Origin of the sequence: Sphingobacterium sp. Ag1, assembly GCF_000988325.1 — a bacterium.
GTDB lineage: Bacteria > Bacteroidota > Bacteroidia > Sphingobacteriales > Sphingobacteriaceae > Sphingobacterium.
This window is the reverse complement of record NZ_LBGU01000044.1, coordinates 287,555-307,105: the sequence shown is the minus strand read 5'-3', so window position 1 is coordinate 307,105 and position 19,551 is coordinate 287,555. Positions and strand designations below refer to the sequence as shown.

Genomic DNA, 19,551 nt, shown 5'->3' with positions numbered 1-19,551 from the left:
TAATGTTGTATCTCTCATTAACCACGCACTTCCGCGCCTAGTTCCTTCTCAAAATTAACAATTAATTTTTGAACTATCGCATCAATTTGCTTATCCGTAAGTGTTTTTTCTTCATCCTGCAAGATAAAGCTCAGAGCATAAGACTTTTTCCCTTCCGGAATTTTATCACCTTTATACACATCAAACACATTTACCTCCTTCAAAAGCTTGCGTTCGGTCTTTTGAGCAACAAATTGTAGCTTATCGAAGCTCACATTTTCATCGATTAAGAGCGACAAATCTCTGCGCACAGCCGGGAATTTGGAAACTTCTTTGTATTGAATGCTATTCTTACGAATAATTTTCATCAAAACATCCCAGTCAAAATCAGCAAAGAAAACCTGACCTTCAACATCTGCTTTTTTCAAATCTGCGTTTGCAATTGCACCAAACGAAACTAAACATTTCTGCCCTTTCATATAATTCAAACCATAGGCGAAATGTGTACTTGTAGCATCTTGTATCTGAATTCCTTCAATTTTCAAACGTTTGATAAGCGTATCTACAGCCGCTTTAAGGTTATAGAAATTAACGGCGTCTTTTTTGCTGTTCCATTGCTCAGCTTCATTTTTACCTGCCATGGCAAAAGCCAGATGCTGCGTTTCTTTATAGCCTTCGCCATCCAGCGCATACGTCTTACCGAATTCGAAGAACTTCAGGTCAAAGTTTCTTCGTTTTTGGTTATATTCAATCGCACTCAAAACAGAAAAAACCATATTTTGACGCATTGTGTCCAAATCCGAGCTCAATGGATTATACAATTTGACCGCCGTTTCGCTATCATCCGCATAATCCAGCTTCGTAAGAGAGTTGGACAGAATCTCACGAAACCCATTGGCGATGAGCAGATCAGCCAATTGATTTAAGACAACTTCCTTGTCTGGCTTTTCAACCGTATTTAAAGAGGCCTTAATTTGTGACTTCAACTCAATATTGTTATAACCGTAAATCCGCAACACTTCTTCCACAACGTCTACCTCGCGTGTGACATCAACGCGGTATGCAGGCACCAACACATCAAGTCCTGTTTCAGTTTCTGAAGCGACTTCAATGCCAAGAGCGACAATAATGGATTTAATTTCTTCATTTGGGATCGCCTGACCGATCAAACGAACCACATTCGCATAGCTCACGTGAAATGAAAACGGGTTAATCACCACGGGATAGTCATCTTTTAGCGTCGATGAAATCGTTCCACCTGCAATTTCCTGAATCAATAAAGCTGCGCGCTTCAAGGCTTCAACCGTAATATTCGGATCGGTACCACGCTCGAAACGGAAAGAAGCATCTGTTTTTAAGCCATGTCTTTTGGAGGTCTTCCGTACAGAAACAGCATTGAAATAGGCCGATTCCAAAAATACATTGGTCGTTTCGGCTGATACACCCGAATGTGCTCCACCGAAAACACCCGCAATACACATCGGTTTTTCAGTATCAGCAATCACCAAGTCCTCTGCAGACAAGGTACGCTCCACACCATCCAGCGTAACAAATTTTTCACCCTCAGTCGCCAAACGAACAATGACTTTATTTCCCGCAATTTTATCTGCATCAAAAGCATGCAGTGGCTGACCTAAATCGTGTAATATGTAATTGGTAACATCGACAATATTATTGATCGGACGAACACCGATAACATTTAATTTCTCTTTTAACCAATCGGGAGATTCGCCAACGCGAACACCGGTGATATTGATACCACTATAACGTGGGCTTGCCTGTGCGTCTGAAACGACCACTGTCGTCCCCTCCGCCTCAGCAGCCTTAAATGCAGAAACATCTGCCTTTAACACGTGTGTACGGAAATGTGCCGCAATATCTCTTGCAACACCTAAATGCGAAGCAGCATCTGCACGGTTTGGTGTTAAGCCAATTTCATAACGGTAATCATCCTGGATATTGAAATGATCTTTCACTAAGGTCCCCACAGCAACGTCAGCTGGTAATTCAACGATACCGGCATGAGATGTACCCAAACCGATTTCATCTTCTCCACATAACATACCTTCGGAAACTTCACCACGAATTTTAGATTTGGTAATTTTAAAAGGCTCTCCGGTAAGCGGATGGCAAGTAGTACCTACTGTAGCAACAATGGCTTTCAATCCTGTACGACAGTTTGGTGCACCACATACAATGTGCAATAACTCCGGTCCACCGACATCAACAGTGGTTACTCTTAATTTATCGGCATTAGGATGCTGTTCACAAGTTTTCACTTCACCAACAACCAAACCATCCAATCCACCTGGGATACTCTGCACGACGTCCAAAGCTTCTACTTCCAATCCTGTATTTGTTAAGATCAGCGATAGTTCCTCCGGTGTCGAATCTATATTAACGTGTTGTTTTAACCAATTATATGAAATATTCATCTCGAATCTGATTTGATGCACAAACTTAGATAAATTTGAGTTTATATCCAACGTCAATTTGCCGATCATCGGTGTCTTCGGTAAATTGTCGTGAAATCGTGCTGTTTCGTACGAGACAGCTTCGGGATAGCGTCGTATCAGCTTCGACATGCTAGCGGCATAAATACGACGTGCCTCCCTGTTATCTCCGAGCTAAAGACGGTTGGAAGGCTGTGGCATGCCTGTGGGGAGACGCACGAATATCGACCATGTTCAGACTCAGGGGCGAACACTAAGCGAATAAGAGCCAATTAAAGGGGGCTACACACAAGATTAAGGGAGCTCAGCTCAGGACAATTATAAAGCTATTCTTCGGTATTTTGAAATAGCGTTTGATTAGATTAAAACTGGAAGCAGTTTTTAATCAAAATCCAGTCATTTCCATAAAAATAATATGTAACTTTGTGCTTTAATTTGAAGAACGTTCAAAACAAACATTTATAATGATTCATTTCTTTGAGAACCCATCGAACACTGTATATGGTGTTCAAAGCGTAAACTCTTTATCACAAGAAGACATTACTAAACTCAACTGGCTATTCGGCAACGCCAAAAAACTAGACGACCAAAACCTTAACCATTACTTTGTAGGACCCCGTGCCGCGATGGTGACTCCCTGGAGTACCAATGCAGTAGAAATCACACAAAATATGGGCATTGCAGGAATTGTTCGCATAGAAGAATTTCAACCGGTACCAGCGGATTTCAATGACTTCGATCCAATGATTTCACAAAAGTTCAGTATGTTGACGCAGGACATGTATACCGTCAACATTACACCTGAACCGATATTGGAAATTGAAGACATCGAGGCCTACAACAAATCTGAGGGCCTAGCGCTAAATCCAGAAGAAGTAGATTACCTCAATAACCTTTCGACCAAATTGGGTCGTCTGCTTACAGACTCGGAAGTATTCGCTTTTTCGCAAGCGAATTCTGAACACTGTAGACACAAGATTTTCAATGGTACTTTTATCATTGATGGCGAAGAGCAACCAACTTCCCTCTTTAAATTAATTAAAAAGACTTCTGAAACCAATCCGAACGAGATTGTTTCTGCTTATAAAGATAACGTTGCCTTTGTCAAAGGTCCACGTGTCACACAATTTGCGCCTAAATCGGCCGACAAACCTGATTTTTACGAAGAGAAAGCATTTGATTCGGTTTTATCCGTAAAAGCTGAAACACACAATTTCCCAACTACTGTAGAACCATTTTCGGGTGCTGCTACTGGATCAGGTGGTGAAATCCGCGACCGTATGGCCGGTGGCCAAGGAGCGATTCCATTGGCGGGTACTGCCGTATACATGACTGCTTATTCGCGATTGGAACAAAATAAATTGGACCTTCAGGCAGGAACAGTTACTGAACCGGCAAAGGAACTCAACAAAACGCGTCCATGGGAAAATGCGATGCAAGAACGTCAATGGTTGTACCAAACCCCGGTTGACATCCTGATCAAAGCTTCCAACGGTGCTTCTGACTTCGGTAATAAGTTTGGTCAGCCCTTAATTACGGGTTCTGTATTGACCTTCGAGCATGAAGAGGATGGCCGTAAACTTGGTTACGACAAAGTCATTATGCAAGCCGGCGGTGTTGGTTATGGAAAACTGGATCAGGCAAAAAAACATACGCCGAAAACTGGTGATAAAGTTATTATCCTAGGTGGTGAAAATTACCGCATCGGAATGGGTGGCGCTGCTGTATCTTCTGCAGATACAGGGGCATTTGGTTCTGGAATTGAGCTTAATGCCATTCAACGTTCCAATCCCGAGATGCAAAAACGTGCAGCGAATGCTGTTCGTGGCTTAGTAGAGTCTGATCATAACCCTATTGTCTCTATTCACGATCATGGTGCAGGTGGCCACTTAAACTGCTTATCTGAACTTGTTGAAGAGACCGGCGGTTTAATTGACCTGGATGCACTTCCTGTAGGCGATCCTACCCTATCCGCAAAAGAAATTATCGGTAATGAATCGCAAGAACGTATGGGACTTGTGATCGCTGAAGATGATATTGACACCTTAAAACGTGTTGCCGATCGCGAACGTGCACCAATGTACACCGTAGGTGATGTCACTGGCGACCACCGCTTTACTTTCGAATCAAAAAGTACGGGTGAAAAACCAATGGATTACGCCCTTGAAGATTTCTTTGGCTCATCGCCAAAAACTTTCATGCGCGATAAAACCGTAGTTCGCAATTACGCTGATCTTGCTTATGATGCAGCCAACATTCCAAGCTACTTAAACCAAGTATTACAACTGGAAGCTGTTGCTTCCAAAGATTGGTTAACCAATAAAGTAGACCGTTGTGTTGGTGGCCGTGTTGCCAAACAACAATGTGCGGGTCCATTGCAATTGCCGTTGAATAACGTCGGTGTTATGGCATTGGATTATAAAGGTAAAGAAGGTATTGCGACAACAATAGGTCACTCCCCTGTGGCGGCCTTAGTGGATCCGGCTGCGGCAAGTAGAACGGCTATTGCCGAATCGCTTTCCAACATTGTATTTGCGCCAATCAAAAATGGCCTCGCAGGAATCTCCCTATCGGCCAACTGGATGTGGGCGGCCAATAATGAAGGTGAAGATGCCCGCTTATACCAAGCTGTTAAAGCCTGCTCGGATTTTGCCATCGCGTTGGGAATCAATATCCCCACGGGAAAAGATTCTTTGTCGATGAAGCAAAAATATCCAAACGGCGAAAACGTCATTGCCCCTGGCACATTGATCATTTCTGCCGCAGGAAACTGTACTGATATTACCAAAGTGGTTGAACCTGTGCTGAACAAAAAGGCTGGATCAATCTATTACATCAACTTATCAAAAGATCAGTTCAAATTAGGCGGTTCGTCATTTGCACAAATCATCAATAAATTAGGTACTGAAGTTCCGACCATTCAAGATGCTGCTTACTTTAAAACAGCATTCAATACCGTACAGCAATTAATTCAAGAAGGACAGATCGAAGCTGGTCACGACGTCGGATCGGGTGGCTTGATTACCACCTTATTGGAAATGACCTTTGCCGATGTTAATCTTGGCGCCAACTATGACCTTTCGGCATTACATGAACCGGATAGCGTAAAAGCCTTCTTTAATGAAAATATCGCCTTGGTGATGCAGGCAAAAGACGATGTGGCCTTCGAAGCGATCGTGAAAGATGCCGGTGTAGACGCGGTTAAAATTGGTCAGGTGATCGAAGGGAATACAGTGACGATTAAAAATCAAGAAGCTTCCTTTAGCTTTGATGTTGCTGCAACACGTGATGTATGGTTTACGACGTCCTTCCTTTTGGATTCCAAGCAATCTAAAAATGGAACTGCACAACAACGTTTTGATAATTATAAACACCAACCCCTAGCCTTTACTTTCCCAAGTCAATTTGATGGTAAGAAACCAAAAATCGACGGAACTAAAGCACGTCCGAAAGCGGCAATCCTTCGTGAGAAGGGTTCCAACTCCGAACGCGAAATGGCAAATGCCATGTTCTTGGCCGGCTTTGATGTGAAAGATGTACACATGACCGATTTGATCACTGGTCGTGAGACATTGGAAGACATCCAATTTATCGGTGCCGTCGGAGGCTTCTCAAACTCAGATGTATTGGGTTCGGCAAAAGGTTGGGCCGGTGCTTTCCTTTACAATGAAAAAGCGAAAAAAGCCTTAACCGATTTCTTTGCTCGTCCGGATACACTTTCGGTTGGTATCTGTAATGGCTGTCAGTTATTTATGGAACTTGAAATGATCAATCCTGAGCATGAAATCCATGGAAAAATGCTACACAATACTTCAGGAAAACACGAGTCAAACTTTGTATCTGTAAAAGTTCAGGAAAACAATTCGGTCATGTTATCGACACTAGCGGGAAGTACCTTAGGGGTTTGGATTTCACACGGGGAAGGAAAATTCAATCTTCCGTATGCTGAAGAGCAATACAATATCGTGGCAAAATATGCTTATGAGCAATATCCGCATAACCCAAATGGTTCGGATTATAATACAGCAATGGTCTGCGACAAGACTGGCCGCCACTTGGCTACCATGCCACATATTGAGCGTTCGGTATTCCAATGGCATTGGGCAAATTATCCAAAAGGTCGTCAGGACGAAGTTTCTCCTTGGATTGAAGCATTCGTTAATGCACGTCAATGGATTGACGAGCAAGGCAAATAAAAAAAAGAAAAACTCCTTCATGTATGAAGGAGTTTTTTTTTAGATATCCCTTTTGTATCCTGGTTTGTTCATCATTTGATCTAGGGAGTATTTTCCAGAGCCCATGACCATAAAAAAGATCAGCAAAAAGAATACGACTATAGAAAGCCACAATTCGGAATTCAAATAACTAAACCCGTGGGTGATATTAACAAAAAATACAGCCCCTACCAGTACCGGAAATAATAGTAATGAGGCTAAACGGGTTTGAAAACCTAAGATAAGGAACAGCCCGCCTACCAAATGGGTAAAAACCACATAGTGAACCGCACCCCACGATGATAAGTGGAAACTACTTTGCTCAATCATGTGTTGAACAACATCCCTATCATTTACGAAACTTACACCTTTGGCAAAAATAACGATCCCTAAAGCTATTCTTAGGTAATCGATCCATTGTGGGTGATGTGCATCGCCCCAATGCTCAATTTTGTGTATCAGGTTCATAACATACCTCCTTTTTATAGATGGTTATAGCCTAATAACAATTGAACAGTAAAAAAGTTGTTTGTATGAGATGATTCACTATCAAAATGTTACGAAGTGAAGACACCCCACTCCTACGCAACACTTCTGCTAAAACCAATCGTTGGCAAATGAGGCCCCACACTGTTTCCAAAATCAATCAATCAATCAATCAATCAATCAATCAATCAATCAATCAATCAATCAATCAATCAATCAATCAATCAATCAATCAACAAAACCGTAGGTTAGGAGAAAAAAAGTCGAATGACAAAATCCCAAAACGCGGTTGTCAGCAGCCCCGCAACAATGCTAAAACCGATCACCAGATTGACCAATTTGGTATTCAGATGGTATTGCTCGGCAATGATTCCTGAAGTGACCAAGGTTGGCATTGCCGCTTCGAATATACTGATCCGCGCAACAGCACCCTTTACACCAAGTAGTAAAGCAAATAGTAATACCAATGCTGGGGCAAGAATCAATTTATAACTCATCGCTGTACTGATCTGCGAAATCTGTTGTCGCCAACCGTCAAACTTCAACTGTAAACCAATAGAAAATAAGGCCAATGGCCCAACGGTCGCCACCAGCTTATCAAAAAAAGGCTCGGCAACCGAAAGATCAACCAATTGCGACAGCATTAAGGCTGTTATACAACCGATCAAGGGTGGGAAGCTGACTAACTTTCGAAGCATAAATTTGACATCGATCGCCTCGCCATCTTGGGCATTCGCTCGCAGTGCATTGATAATTCCAGCTGTAGAAAGCAGAATAAATGTGGTTTGGTCGCAAATAATTGCAATCGGCAACTGGGCTTCGCCAAAATAGGCGATGATCAATGGAAAGCCAATAAAGGACGTATTGCTATAACCAGCGGCCAATTCCAAACTACTGCGCGAACGCTGTTTGTAGTTTTTACGCCTACAGTACATTTCCATAAATAACCAACTACCTGCCCAAACCAGGATTGCCGAAAACACCGGAAACAGTAATTGCGATGACCATACAATCTTCGGAATATATTTGAAAGACACCGCTGGAAGGGCAAAATAAAGAATCCAGGTATTGATCCCTTTATGTGCTTCGGAGTGAATTAAATTTGTTCGCCTCAACAGCATCCCCGCCGCAATGCAAAATGCTATCATTATAAAATTGACCATGTTTTATTACCATTTTATACGACACAAAGGTGCAATAGTGCGGCAGGCAATAACATGTACAAATACATTCTTTTTATGTACATTTACAGATATATAATCAGAAGAATAATGCGCAAAAAACAGTTTGAGCCTTTGCGGATCAGTGAATTTATTGAGGATAGCTTTCATTTGCCTCCACATGAGCAGAATTATTATGAGCTTGTTTATATTCGTTCGGGCACAGGAACCCATGTGATCAACAAATTTGAACTGAATTATAAACGTGGCGATGTATTTTTAATTAGTCCGGCAGACAAGCATTATTTTAATATTGAAGAAAAGACACATTTTCTGTTTATTTTATTTACAGATACCTACTTCCTGCAGAATAAACGCAATCAAAAGCGCTACGCCTGGATTATGGAGCTGATGAATGACCGGGGATTAAAGGAACGCAAATTGGATATGGACGAGCATTATCGCCTGATTTACACCCATATCCTCGAAGCGGTCCGATTGTATAGTCATACGAGCGTCAGCGAGCGTTCGGACTGGCTATTTGATCAACTCGTCGCAATCTTTGGACTCTATAAAGAAATAGCAGAGACGCAACGTTTACCCCAGCAGCATGAACTATATGTTGGCCGATCGATTTCGGCCTACATTCATCAGCATATTTTTTCGCCCGAACAACTTCAGGTCAGCCTACTGGCTCAGAAATTCAATATTGCCCCATCCTATTTTGGTATCTACTTTAAGAAGAACTTCGGCAGCAGTTTAAGAGCGTATATCAATACCTATCGGATCGAACTCATCGAAAACAGACTTAAATCGAAAGATTATACGTTGAAACAAATTGCTGCAGAACTCGGATTTACCGACGAGAGCCATCTTTCCCATTTCTACAAACGCGCCAAGGGTTATAGCCCTTTACATTACCGAACACATCTGACTAAATAGTAAGCCTTCCTGATAATACATCCTGTATATGGTTTAAAACAAATCAATTAATTGATTAATTTTTGGGCGGAATGACACTATAAAACTTCAAGCCCTCCGCTTCAAACTTCTTATATAATACAAGTAAGACATCATTTTTAAAGGCGGAAGCATTGGCAGCAAAATTTACCCAACCGGAAACACTCAGGTAGATCATCTCCGCACTGATGTCCTGTATGCTGATTCCGCTATCTCTATCCTTGATAAAATGGTCGCTATTTTCCATCGCGTCCTTAATCCATTGTTTGGCTTGGTCTAAATCTGCTTTCCGATCGATATGGAGAACAAAACTTGTCTTGCTGTATTCTTGGGATAAGGTCCAATTGACAACCCTTCCCGACAGTAAATCACCATTTGGAATAATGACATCTGCACCATCTCCCGTTTTTAAAACACTAGCGCGTATACCGATTTCCTTGACGCGCCCTTTTTTATCGGCAAGCTCAATTTGATCACCAACGCGAAACGGCTTATCAAAAACCAGAATTATGCCCGAAACAAAATTATTGATGATGTTCTGCATGCCGAGCCCGATACCAACACTCAATGCGCCAATCACGACCGTAAGTTTGTCCAAACTCATGCCCAGGGCCGAGATGGCCATAAAGAAACCGATCAGAATAATGGCCAAGCGAAAGAGCGGAAATAAGGTCATCTTCTGATTATAGACCTGGCTGAGCTGACCGTCTTCACCACCGAGAACGATCAAACTGATATTCTTCTGAAACCAATTGGCCACCAACAGTAATAAAACTGCTACAACAAGATTTCCTAAGGTAAAAGAGATGCTGCCGATGCTGCGTACTTTTCCGAAGAATGTTTCGCTTAGTGCCAATAAACTTTCAATAAACTGTAAGTTATTTGCCAGGACAATGATCGCCAAAAGCACACACACAATACGCAGAATTTCGGTGATGATTGCCAAGGTACGCTGCTCGTTGAAACGCATCCAAAAACCGGAAGTCAACCGATCTTTTTTAAACTGATTACGGACATCTGCCTTAATCATATCCGAAAAATACTGAAGTGTAAAAGACTGTACAAGCCCCACAGCACAGGCAATACTAAAACTACGTGAATGCTCCACATGCCCAATAATATTCAGCGTAATTGCCGTCACGTTGAGTATCGCAAAAATCACATAAATAAAATTACTGATATAGCCCGGACTATCCGCATTCTTTATACGCCGTTTCGTATAACTGACCAATCCTAAAGCAATCAAATTGAAGGCAATACAAACGATACGTAAAAACAGGTCGTCGCTTACGATCATATTGACAAATACATCCAGGATATAGAATACAATAAGGATAATGGCAATTTTACGCTGCAATCCACTCATGCGATGCCTGAGCAAAAACATGAAGATTAACATAACGACCAATTGGGAAGCCTGCAAAATGAAACTTGGTGTAAAGAAGTTTACAAAGGGCAACAGTGTCAGGAGAAAAATAATGGTTTTCCCAACAACTGCGTCAATCGCAAGTTTATGTTCAGGATCATTTTGCCGAAGGACATAAGACACCCGTACAATCCAGTAGCAATAACCCAATCCCAGTACAATCAACAGGATACGGCTCGCCCAATCCGTGCGATTCACATATTTGTCTATCGACTTATTGTTACTGTAATTACTCCGGATATTATTTAAGATCACATCTTTAGAGATGGCTGCCGTATTGGCTTTCCATATCGAACTTTTAGCGGTCACGGAATCGGCTTTTTTGCTTCCGGTTTTTATTTCGTGAACGGCTTCGATCCGAATCAGATGACGTTGATTTTTAGCAATAAGTTCATCAATCGTCCGATTGATCGCTTCCAGCGAATCTTGTTTTGCAGCTAGTTTAAGCTGCGCATTGTCGAGATATTGATACGCTCTACTGTGATTATTGGCACTGATATCATAGCGGTTGATCAGCGTCTTGATCTGATCTGCTGTCACATTGAGGCTATTGGAATAATTGCTGATACTGCCTTTAATAGACTTCAGCTGGCTGATTTCTTCATGGATACTATTTTTTATTAAAGCAATACTATCTTTAGCCGATCCAGCATTCGTTGTCAAGTAGCCATTGGATTTTTCATTCAGCTGCGCGATAAGCTCAGCCATGGAAGCCGTACGAATATTGGATAAAAAGTTTAGATTTACTTTGCGCAGATCATTGCGTAGTTCATTCCGCAGTGAGTCATTTCCAACCCGTGTCGAATCCACATTCGACCGTCTACTTAGGCTGCTATGGTTCGCCGTGCGATCGCCTATCTGATTCTTCCGAACCTGAACGGAGTCCTGTGCAAATCCGTGCAGCTGAAAAGCCAAGAGACTTAAGACAAAAATAAAACGCTTAACAATGCCCAATTTCATACTTCTAATTTTGTTGATTTTCTTTCCCGGCAATAGGTAGTCAAATGCCATGGAAACTACAAATTGCAAAGAAAGGACCAAAGGTTTTTCTCCGACAAAAATAACTTATCTCCTGTTAAAATCGAATAGCATCCGAGAGTTTTAGTTCTTCCAGCCGTTTTATTTTATCATCACGATAAAATAAATTCATCGTCTCAAAAGGAATCAACTTCAAGTCTTTATTGACGATGTGGACACAAGATTTCTTAACCGCACGAACATCAAAATCGTAGGCATCCATAAAATTCATAATGATAATACGGAAAAGATTATCGTAATCAAGATCAGGTGCGCACACTTCCGGCAAACAGCAAAGCAATTGATTTACTTTCGGCTTTACCTTATCCACCGAAATTCCGGTGCTAAATATATCCAGCAATTGCATCTGAACCCCTTTGTCCTGTTCATAGACAATGGTATTGCGCGATTGGTTATTTAATAAAATAGCCGGATCAATATGCCGGGTCAAGGGTATCCGCTCATCGCCTATCTTTAGGATATAACCCATCGCCAAGGCATCAGGATTACAAGGAACAGGAATAATATCATGTGGATCCAATAGGGAATATTGATTCAGGATTTCCTGACGTACCTCAGTCAGTGTCATTTTATGCTGCTGTGCATCGGCGGCATTTCGCCCGGCAATTTCCACCGGTTGAAAAGTTACCCCGCGTACACATCGCTGTTGTAAAGCGTACTCCAAGATTTCCCCGATTTCATCATCATTGGTTCCCTTTTCTAAGACCACAACCAATGTTGTACTCAGATTGAGCGCATTTAATTTGTCAATGGCCTTTTTTCGGACATCCGTGAGATCTTTGCCCCGAAACTTTTCGAGCACGGATGGGCGAAAAGAATCAAACTGGAGATAGATTTCAAATTCAGGCGCATAGGTGGCGAGTTGCTCAGCAAAACCGGGATCATTGGCAATTCGGATACCATTCGTATTGAGCATGAGATGCTTAATAGGTTTTGTCTTCGCAATGTCTAAAATCTTAAAAAAATCAGGGTGTATGGTTGGCTCTCCACCGCTGATCTGAACCACATCTGGTTCACCCTCACTTTCGACGATTTTGTCAAACATCTGTTCAATCTCTTCCAGCGAGCGATGTCGTCCGTAGTGGGGCGACGACATGGCGTAACAAGTTGGGCAGGTCAAATTACAACGGTCGGTGACCTCAACAATGGACAAGCAGCTATGCTGCTCGTGATCTACACATAAACCGCAATCGTATGGGCAGCCATAATGTACTTCGTTGTCAAATTTCAACGGTGTTTCGGAGGCTTTATTATAATTCCGAATGTTCTTATAATAGTCAACATCCGTCGCAATCAGCGTTTTGAAAAAGCCATGATCGGGACAGTTTTTGGTCATAAATACCTGTTCATCCTCGATAATAATCTTGGCACCCACACGCGAAAGGCATGTTGGACATAGGCTAATGGTATAATCGTAGTACGTATAGTTTCTTACTGGCATCGTTCTGATTTCTAGTTCATAAAGGTAAGTCCGCAGGCAAGCCCTCCTGCCAGCATTGCTCCAATTCCGCCCAACAATACTTTAAGCCAGGGATTGACATTAAACTTCGACTCCTTATTACCTGCTTTAATAATCGAGCCGATAATAATAACCAAAAGTGCAATGCCAATCACAATAGCACCTATAGTAAGAAGAAAAAGTCCTAGCATCGCGGTACTTTCCGATCCAAATGATCCTTCAAGCAAATACATGATTCCTATTTTTTGATTAAACGTTCATTTTTTAATAAATAAATATAATAAATTATCACCACGATGCAGGTAATTTGTATGGTACTTAGCCCCAAAAGTATAATTGCCCGCGGCTTAATAAAGTCCAGCAGGAAACGAAAACCAAAATAACTAAGCATAAAAAGCTGAAACAACACACCATTTCGATAATTGTATCGTCGTTTAAAAAGTTGGAGCGTTACAAATAAAAGCAGCAAAAATGCGATTTCATACAGCGCAACTGGATGCCGTTTGTAGGCATCGCCCAAGTACATCCCCAATGGAGAGGTAGTGGGTAAACCGTAGGTCTGCTCGAACACACCCGTGTAAAAACATCCTATTCTGCCAATGGCAATTGCGGTAATTAAAGGAAAGACCATGCGATCCCCGGTACTTTCTTTTTTACCCATGATCTTTTTCATCCCTTCTACGGCAACCAAACCTCCTGCCAAACCACCGATTATCGTATTATTCACCCAGATGTAAGTCCATTTATGTGTCGCATTGAGCAACTCAGCAGGACGCTCGAGGGAACCGATAATATGCGAGCCGATTAAAGCGCCTAAGCCGGCAGCAATAACAATAAGAAGTGAATTGGTATGCCCTAAACTTTCCTCATCCTTCCATTTGAGCAGTTGGTAATAACGCATCCCTATAAACATCCCCAACCCTTCCATAAAAGGATGTAAGAGAAATGTTTTTCCAAACAAATCTATCGTAACCGGAAATTCAATTAGCACAAGCATAAACAAGTATACGAAAGACGATCAACAAAATGATAAACAAAATTGCTTACCAAGCAGATAGGACGCCAGCATTTAAAAACCAAAAAAGCCAGTCCGAGAAATGGACTGGCTTAAGAATAATTATTTTACGACAGCTATTAAAGCTGATTGCTATACACAAACCGTATTTCCTCACGGAGGTTATAACGCGAAGCCATCACTTCGCCATAGGCGCCTGCAGAACGAATGGCAATTAAGTCGCCACGTTTTGAGACCGGAAGTGGCACTTCCTTACCAAAACAATCTGAAGATTCACAGATAGGTCCAACCACATCATAATTAATGGATTCCACCGTATCGTTCGCACTAATATTCTCAATTTTATGATAGGCCTGATACAAGGCTGGGCGCATTAATTCAGTCATTCCTGCATCCAATACCAAGAAATTCTTCTTGACACCATTTTTGACATACAAGACACGGCTTACCAAGCTTCCGCATTGCGCAACCAAAGCCCGTCCCAATTCAAAGTGCACCTCTTGCTGTGCTGTACGCTCCAGGAAGCGGTCGAAAATATCAAAATAGGCTTCAAAATCGGGAATTGTATTCCCATCCGGGTTTTTATAATCTATTCCCAATCCGCCACCGACATTCAATACACGGATTTGAGTACCGCGTTCTTCAAACCAGTTTTTCCATTCATTGACTTTCACACACAGGCTTTTGAATACGGTCATATCCGTAATCTGTGAACCGACGTGAAAATGAAGGCCTACCAATTCAATAGACTCACATTTTTTAAGCACGGCTGCACATTTTTCCAAATCGGCATTGGGCACACCAAATTTGTTTTCATCAAGCCCTGTTGTAATATAATGATGGGTATGTGCATCCACGTTTGGATTGATCCGTAAAGCTACATTCGCTTTTACACCTTTCTTTGAGGCAAGCTCATTGATGACCTCAAGCTCCTGAATGGATTCAACATTAAACGCGAAGATATTTTGATCGAGCGCGTAATTGATTTCCTTATCGGATTTACCAACTCCTGCAAAAGTGACTTTTTTGGAATCAAAGCCACATTCAATGGCTTTCTTCACCTCATTGCCACTCACACAATCCGCACCAAAGCCGACCGCTTGAATCGCCTTCAATAACTCGTCGTTAAAATTGGCCTTTAATGCATAATGAACATGAAATCCCCGTTTGTGCGAAGCAGCATGAGCAGCCTCCAGGGTCTTGTTTAACACATCCAGATCATAATAATAGAACGGCGTTTCTTTCTCTGCAAACTCCGCCGCGATACCTGTATTTATCATATAAAAACCTAATTCTTAAAATAAGCGATTGTGCAATGAACGTAATGCTTCAGTTTTATGATCTGAATTCAATAGAATTGACACGTTAAAGTCTGAACCACCATACGAAATCATACGAACCGGAAGGTGTTTTACAGCATCAAGCACGCGAGCGGCATAGCCATGGCTATTTAAACCAAAATCGCCTACAACGCATACAATGGTCTGATCACCATCCACTGTTACTGAACCAAAATCCTCCACTTCTTTGATGATATCTGCCAAATTTGTGGTATCATCAATCGTCAATGATACCGCAACTTCCGACGTTGTGATCATATCGATTGGTGTTTTATAGCGCTCGAATATTTCAAAGACACGGCGTAGGAAACCGTAGGCAAGTAGCATTCTCGACGAATGGATATGAATTGCCGTAATACCGTCTTTCGCTGCTATAGCACGGATACAACCTTTCTGTGCACCGTCTTTACTGATCAATGTCCCTTTTGCATTAGGTTCCATCGTATTCAAAAGGCGAACTGGAACGTTATATTTTTGTGCTGGGAATACCGATTGTGGATGTAAGATTTTAGCACCAAAATAAGCCAGCTCCGCTGCCTCATCAAAGCTTAGATGTGCAATCGGTGTGGTTCCTTTGACAACACGGGGATCATTGTTGTGCATCCCGTCGATGTCAGTCCAGATCTGAACTTCCTCGGCACGGATTGCTGCCCCGATCAAGGAAGCCGTATAATCTGAACCTCCACGGCGCAAATTATCAATTTCACCAAAAGAATTACGGCAAATAAAACCTTGCGTGATAAATAAGGTATTTTCTGGACTCTGGGCCAAAATATGGCTTAGCTTTTCGCCAATGTAATCAACCATAGGCTCATTGTCTTCATCAATTTTCATAAAGTCCAGTGCTGGCAACAGCACGGATTTTACGCCAATTTCATTCAGATAAAAATGCCATAAAGCGGTAGACATCAATTCGCCTTGTGCTAAAATAACTTTCTCCTCGATCGGTGTAAACAATTCGTTGGCCAAGGTAGAAATCAGATTAAAATGGTAATCGATCAATTCTTTACCATTTTTATATCCCTGTTCAGTACTGAAAAGTTCTTTAATAAGGTCTTCGTACTTATCCTTATGCTTCTTGACCAACTCTTTAGCTTCGTCCTTCTTACCTGCTGTGTAAGCTTGACCGATTTCAACCAAAGCATTTGTCGTTCCAGCAACTGCGGACAACACGACGATCTGACGTTCAGCAGGGTTTACAATATCCAACAACCCTTTGATACGTGCTGCACTCCCCACGGAAGTACCACCAAATTTTAAAACTTTCATACTGAAGTTACAATTATTAAATTTCTGTGTGCCAATATAGGCAATTCATGAATTTATATTAAAAAAAATGCGGCACAAAATCATGAAAGTTTTGTGCCGCATACCTTTATGTTATGCGGAAGAATTACTTCTTCAAGTTTTCGATCAGTAGACCAGCCAATTCTTCGCCGATTCTTTCTTGAGCTTCATTGGTCGCCGCCCCAATATGTGGAGTCAACGAAATTTTCGGATGTTTTAGGATCTCCTCACGTGGAGTAGGTTCGTTGTCGAATACATCTAAACCAGCAAATGCTACCTTACCCGAATCCAATGCTTTCACCAATTCCAATTCATCAATAACACCACCCCTAGAAGCATTGACTAAGCCCACACCATCTTTCAATAATGGGAACTCAGCAGCTCCGATCGCTGGTTTATCCAAAAATGGAACGTGTAAAGAGATAAAATCTGAAACTTTCAATAAGTTGTCCATCTCCACTTGTTGAATAGGCACGTCAACCTGGATACCACCTGAAAGTGTTATGGTCAACGCTTTTGGTCCTTCGAACAAATCCGTATAAACCACATCCATCCCTAGACCAATGGCGATTTTGGCAACTTCGCGACCGATACGGCCAAATCCAACGATACCGATCGTCTTACCACGAAGCTCCGTACCGGCACCATAAGCTTTTTTAAGGGCGCCAAATTTTGTGTTGCCCTCAACTGGCATTTTTCTGTTGGCATCGTATAAGAAACGTACACCATTCAATAGGTGAGCAAACACCAGTTCAGCAACGGATAGCGAAGATGCCGCCGGGGTATTGACAACAGCGATGCCTTTTGAGCGGGCATATTCTACGTCAATATTATCCATGCCTACTCCACCACGGCCGATAACTTTCAAATTAGGGCAGCCATCAATCAGGGCCTGACGCACTTTAGTTGCGCTACGTACCGTGATTGCGTCATAAGCAAGAAGCTTTTCTGGAAGCTCTTCTTGTGGAATATGCGTTGTATCTACACTATGACCGGCATCTTCCAGCATTTTTTTTCCTAGTGGATCGATACCGTCATTCGCTAATATTTTCATCTTTATAATTCGTTTTTAAAGGTAGCAGTACCATTCAACTCATTGGAAGATCCAATCCCGCGAATACGATACGACCTTTATAATTCGTAATCTAACTAATTATTTATTCGTCAACTGTTAAATTTCAGCAACATGCATGCAGCCTTAAGCTGTATGCGTGTCCTCAAATTCTTTCATGGCATCAATCAACGCATTTACGCTGCTTAATGGTAAAGCATTGTAGATTGAAGCTCTAAATCCACCGACAGAACGGTGACCTTTGATGCCAATCAGATTACGTTCTTTCGCCAAAGCCAAAAATTCAGCTTCTAACTCTGGTGTATCCATCACAAAAGTAACATTCATGCGTGAACGGTCTTCTACAGCAGCAGTACCTTTGAATAATGGGTTGCGATCGATTTCATCGTATAAAGCGCGTGCTTTGATGATATTCTCTTGTTCCAATACCGCAACACCGCCTTTTGCTTTTAACCAACGAAGGTTTAACATCGAAACAAAAATCGAATATACCGGTGGTGTATTGTACATTGAACCACCGTTGATATGCAATTGATAATCCAACATCGATGGAAGAATACGTCCTGATTTACCTAAGATATCATCTTTAACAATCACGAGTGTAACACCTGCAGGCCCCATATTTTTTTGAGCACCAGCATAAATCAAATCATAGTCAGCAACGTTGATCTCACGTGAAAAAATATCAGAAGACATGTCAACAACCACTGGCAATGCGGTTTCGGGTTTATCAAAAACCTCCGTACCGTAAATGGTATTGTTGGCTGTATAATGAAAATATGCCGCATCTGTTGGGATGGCATATCCCTTAGGGATATAGGAATAATTTTTATCAATCGACGAAGCTACAACATCTACTGTACCGAATTTTTTAGCTTCTTTTAATGCTTTTGTAGCCCATACACCCGTATCCAAATAAGCAGCCTTACCGCCTTCTGGTAAAAGATTCAACGGTGCCATTGCAAATTGCAAACTCGCCCCGCCTTGAAGGAAAAGAATCGAATATCCTTGAGGTACTGCCAATAACTCACGTACTAATTGTGTGGCTTCATCTATCACTGCTTCAAACTCTTTGGAACGGTGAGAGATCTCTAAAATTGATAAACCGGTGTTGTTAAAATCAATTACAGCTTCTGAGGCTTGTTGAAATACTTCCTTTGGCAGAATACATGGACCTGCTCCAAAATTATGTTTCATTGATGTTATAGTTTGTTTGATTGCTATTGTTTAACCCTAGCTAAGCAATCCGTTGTTTAAAAACCAAAGGTAAAATAAAATTATATATTTTTCAACTAATCTGTTTTTTTATTGAAAATTTATAAAATTCTAAATGATTTCAATAAAAAGATCGCACAACAAACAGTAGGTTCAATGCAAAAAACATCAAATAAGCAACACTTTCCACGCCATATCTACCTGATTATCTTGCAAATACTCCTTAGCCTTGAGCTGAAGATGGGTATTGCGAGAAGATTGATCACCAATAAAGGCATTTAGCAATTCGTAAATTTCAGGGAGACTCGTTATCTCATCTACCTCCTGTGGGGTGGGTAAACGGTCGATCTGAGCCAACTTCATTTTTTCGTTCTCCGTAAAAACAGTCGATTCCTTTATAAAAGGCGGCAGCTGATTGTAATCCATAAAAAAGCAGAAATTTTATTC

General features: G+C 41.6%; 14 protein-coding genes. 2 read left to right on the top strand and 12 right to left on the bottom strand.

The genetic code is table 11. From position 1 onward, the window contains the following. Positions 1-17 precede the first annotated feature (17 nt). Complete coding sequence (pheT, locus tag AAW12_RS22065) at positions 18-2,414, bottom strand: phenylalanine--tRNA ligase subunit beta (protein WP_046676371.1); 2,397 nt, start codon at positions 2,412-2,414, stop codon at positions 18-20. A gap of 482 nt (positions 2,415-2,896) precedes the next feature. On the opposite strand from pheT, the gene purL reads away from it, so the two are divergent. Continuing rightward, positions 2,897-6,628, top strand: coding sequence for a phosphoribosylformylglycinamidine synthase (purL, locus tag AAW12_RS22060; RefSeq protein ID WP_046675829.1), 3,732 nt, complete (start codon positions 2,897-2,899; stop codon positions 6,626-6,628). Positions 6,629-6,667: 39 nt separating this feature from the next. On the opposite strand, the gene AAW12_RS22055 is transcribed toward purL, so the two are convergent. Together AAW12_RS22055 and AAW12_RS22050 are read right to left on the bottom strand one after the other, a co-directional pair. Further along, the gene (locus AAW12_RS22055; RefSeq protein WP_046675828.1) at positions 6,668-7,114 is read right to left on the bottom strand and encodes a DoxX family protein; all 447 of its coding nucleotides are present in this window, start codon (positions 7,112-7,114) and stop codon (positions 6,668-6,670) included. Positions 7,115-7,380: 266 nt separating this feature from the next. Next, positions 7,381-8,295, bottom strand: a complete 915-nt coding sequence (locus tag AAW12_RS22050) for an AEC family transporter (RefSeq protein ID WP_046675827.1) — start codon at positions 8,293-8,295, stop codon at positions 7,381-7,383. A gap of 108 nt (positions 8,296-8,403) precedes the next feature. Here AAW12_RS22050 and AAW12_RS22045 point away from each other — a divergent pair, with 108 nt between their 5' ends. Continuing rightward, positions 8,404-9,234 carry a helix-turn-helix domain-containing protein gene (locus tag AAW12_RS22045; RefSeq protein ID WP_046675826.1) on the top strand — a complete coding sequence of 277 codons (831 nt, stop codon included), beginning with the start codon at positions 8,404-8,406 and terminating at the stop codon, positions 9,232-9,234. Between the two features lie 55 nt (positions 9,235-9,289). On the opposite strand, the gene AAW12_RS22040 is transcribed toward AAW12_RS22045, so the two are convergent. From AAW12_RS22040 to AAW12_RS22000, 9 genes are all read right to left on the bottom strand, one after another. Then, complete coding sequence (locus AAW12_RS22040) at positions 9,290-11,689, bottom strand: mechanosensitive ion channel family protein (RefSeq protein ID WP_053003928.1); 2,400 nt, start codon at positions 11,687-11,689, stop codon at positions 9,290-9,292. Between the two features lie 64 nt (positions 11,690-11,753). Next, positions 11,754-13,157, bottom strand: a complete 1,404-nt coding sequence (locus AAW12_RS22035; RefSeq protein ID WP_046675825.1) for a radical SAM protein — start codon at positions 13,155-13,157, stop codon at positions 11,754-11,756. 11 nt (positions 13,158-13,168) lie between these two features. Further along, complete coding sequence (locus tag AAW12_RS22030) at positions 13,169-13,408, bottom strand: hypothetical protein (RefSeq protein WP_046675824.1); 240 nt, start codon at positions 13,406-13,408, stop codon at positions 13,169-13,171. A 5-nt stretch (positions 13,409-13,413) separates the two neighbouring features. Next, complete coding sequence (locus AAW12_RS22025; protein WP_046675823.1) at positions 13,414-14,172, bottom strand: prolipoprotein diacylglyceryl transferase; 759 nt, start codon at positions 14,170-14,172, stop codon at positions 13,414-13,416. Between the two features lie 137 nt (positions 14,173-14,309). Then, positions 14,310-15,470, bottom strand: a complete 1,161-nt coding sequence (gene lysA / locus AAW12_RS22020; RefSeq protein ID WP_046675822.1) for a diaminopimelate decarboxylase — start codon at positions 15,468-15,470, stop codon at positions 14,310-14,312. Positions 15,471-15,485: 15 nt separating this feature from the next. Further along, positions 15,486-16,799, bottom strand: coding sequence for an aspartate kinase (locus AAW12_RS22015; RefSeq protein ID WP_046675821.1), 1,314 nt, complete (start codon positions 16,797-16,799; stop codon positions 15,486-15,488). Between the two features lie 124 nt (positions 16,800-16,923). Next, positions 16,924-17,871, bottom strand: a complete 948-nt coding sequence (locus AAW12_RS22010; RefSeq protein ID WP_046675820.1) for a D-2-hydroxyacid dehydrogenase — start codon at positions 17,869-17,871, stop codon at positions 16,924-16,926. A gap of 144 nt (positions 17,872-18,015) precedes the next feature. Continuing rightward, on the bottom strand, positions 18,016-19,086 hold the full coding sequence (gene serC, locus AAW12_RS22005) for a 3-phosphoserine/phosphohydroxythreonine transaminase (protein WP_046675819.1): 1,071 nt from the start codon (positions 19,084-19,086) through the stop codon (positions 18,016-18,018). A 186-nt stretch (positions 19,087-19,272) separates the two neighbouring features. Beyond that, the gene (locus AAW12_RS22000) at positions 19,273-19,530 is read right to left on the bottom strand and encodes a hypothetical protein (protein ID WP_046675818.1); all 258 of its coding nucleotides are present in this window, start codon (positions 19,528-19,530) and stop codon (positions 19,273-19,275) included. Between the last annotated feature and the right edge of the window lie 21 nt (positions 19,531-19,551).

Coding starts and splice junctions, on each gene's coding strand:
- AAW12_RS22040 (WP_053003928.1), bottom strand. CDS start 11,689: ATGGCATTTGACTACCTATTGCCGGGAAAGAAAATCAACAAAATTAGA.
- pheT (WP_046676371.1), bottom strand. CDS start 2,414: ATGAATATTTCATATAATTGGTTAAAACAACACGTTAATATAGATTCG.
- AAW12_RS22035 (WP_046675825.1), bottom strand. CDS start 13,157: ATGCCAGTAAGAAACTATACGTACTACGATTATACCATTAGCCTATGT.
- purL (WP_046675829.1), top strand. CDS start 2,897: ATGATTCATTTCTTTGAGAACCCATCGAACACTGTATATGGTGTTCAA.
- AAW12_RS22010 (WP_046675820.1), bottom strand. CDS start 17,871: ATGAAAATATTAGCGAATGACGGTATCGATCCACTAGGAAAAAAAATG.
- serC (WP_046675819.1), bottom strand. CDS start 19,086: ATGAAACATAATTTTGGAGCAGGTCCATGTATTCTGCCAAAGGAAGTA.
- AAW12_RS22045 (WP_046675826.1), top strand. CDS start 8,404: ATGCGCAAAAAACAGTTTGAGCCTTTGCGGATCAGTGAATTTATTGAG.
- AAW12_RS22030 (WP_046675824.1), bottom strand. CDS start 13,408: ATGTATTTGCTTGAAGGATCATTTGGATCGGAAAGTACCGCGATGCTA.
- AAW12_RS22025 (WP_046675823.1), bottom strand. CDS start 14,172: ATGCTTGTGCTAATTGAATTTCCGGTTACGATAGATTTGTTTGGAAAA.
- AAW12_RS22015 (WP_046675821.1), bottom strand. CDS start 16,799: ATGAAAGTTTTAAAATTTGGTGGTACTTCCGTGGGGAGTGCAGCACGT.
- AAW12_RS22050 (WP_046675827.1), bottom strand. CDS start 8,295: ATGGTCAATTTTATAATGATAGCATTTTGCATTGCGGCGGGGATGCTG.
- lysA (WP_046675822.1), bottom strand. CDS start 15,470: ATGATAAATACAGGTATCGCGGCGGAGTTTGCAGAGAAAGAAACGCCG.
- AAW12_RS22000 (WP_046675818.1), bottom strand. CDS start 19,530: ATGGATTACAATCAGCTGCCGCCTTTTATAAAGGAATCGACTGTTTTT.
- AAW12_RS22055 (WP_046675828.1), bottom strand. CDS start 7,114: ATGAACCTGATACACAAAATTGAGCATTGGGGCGATGCACATCACCCA.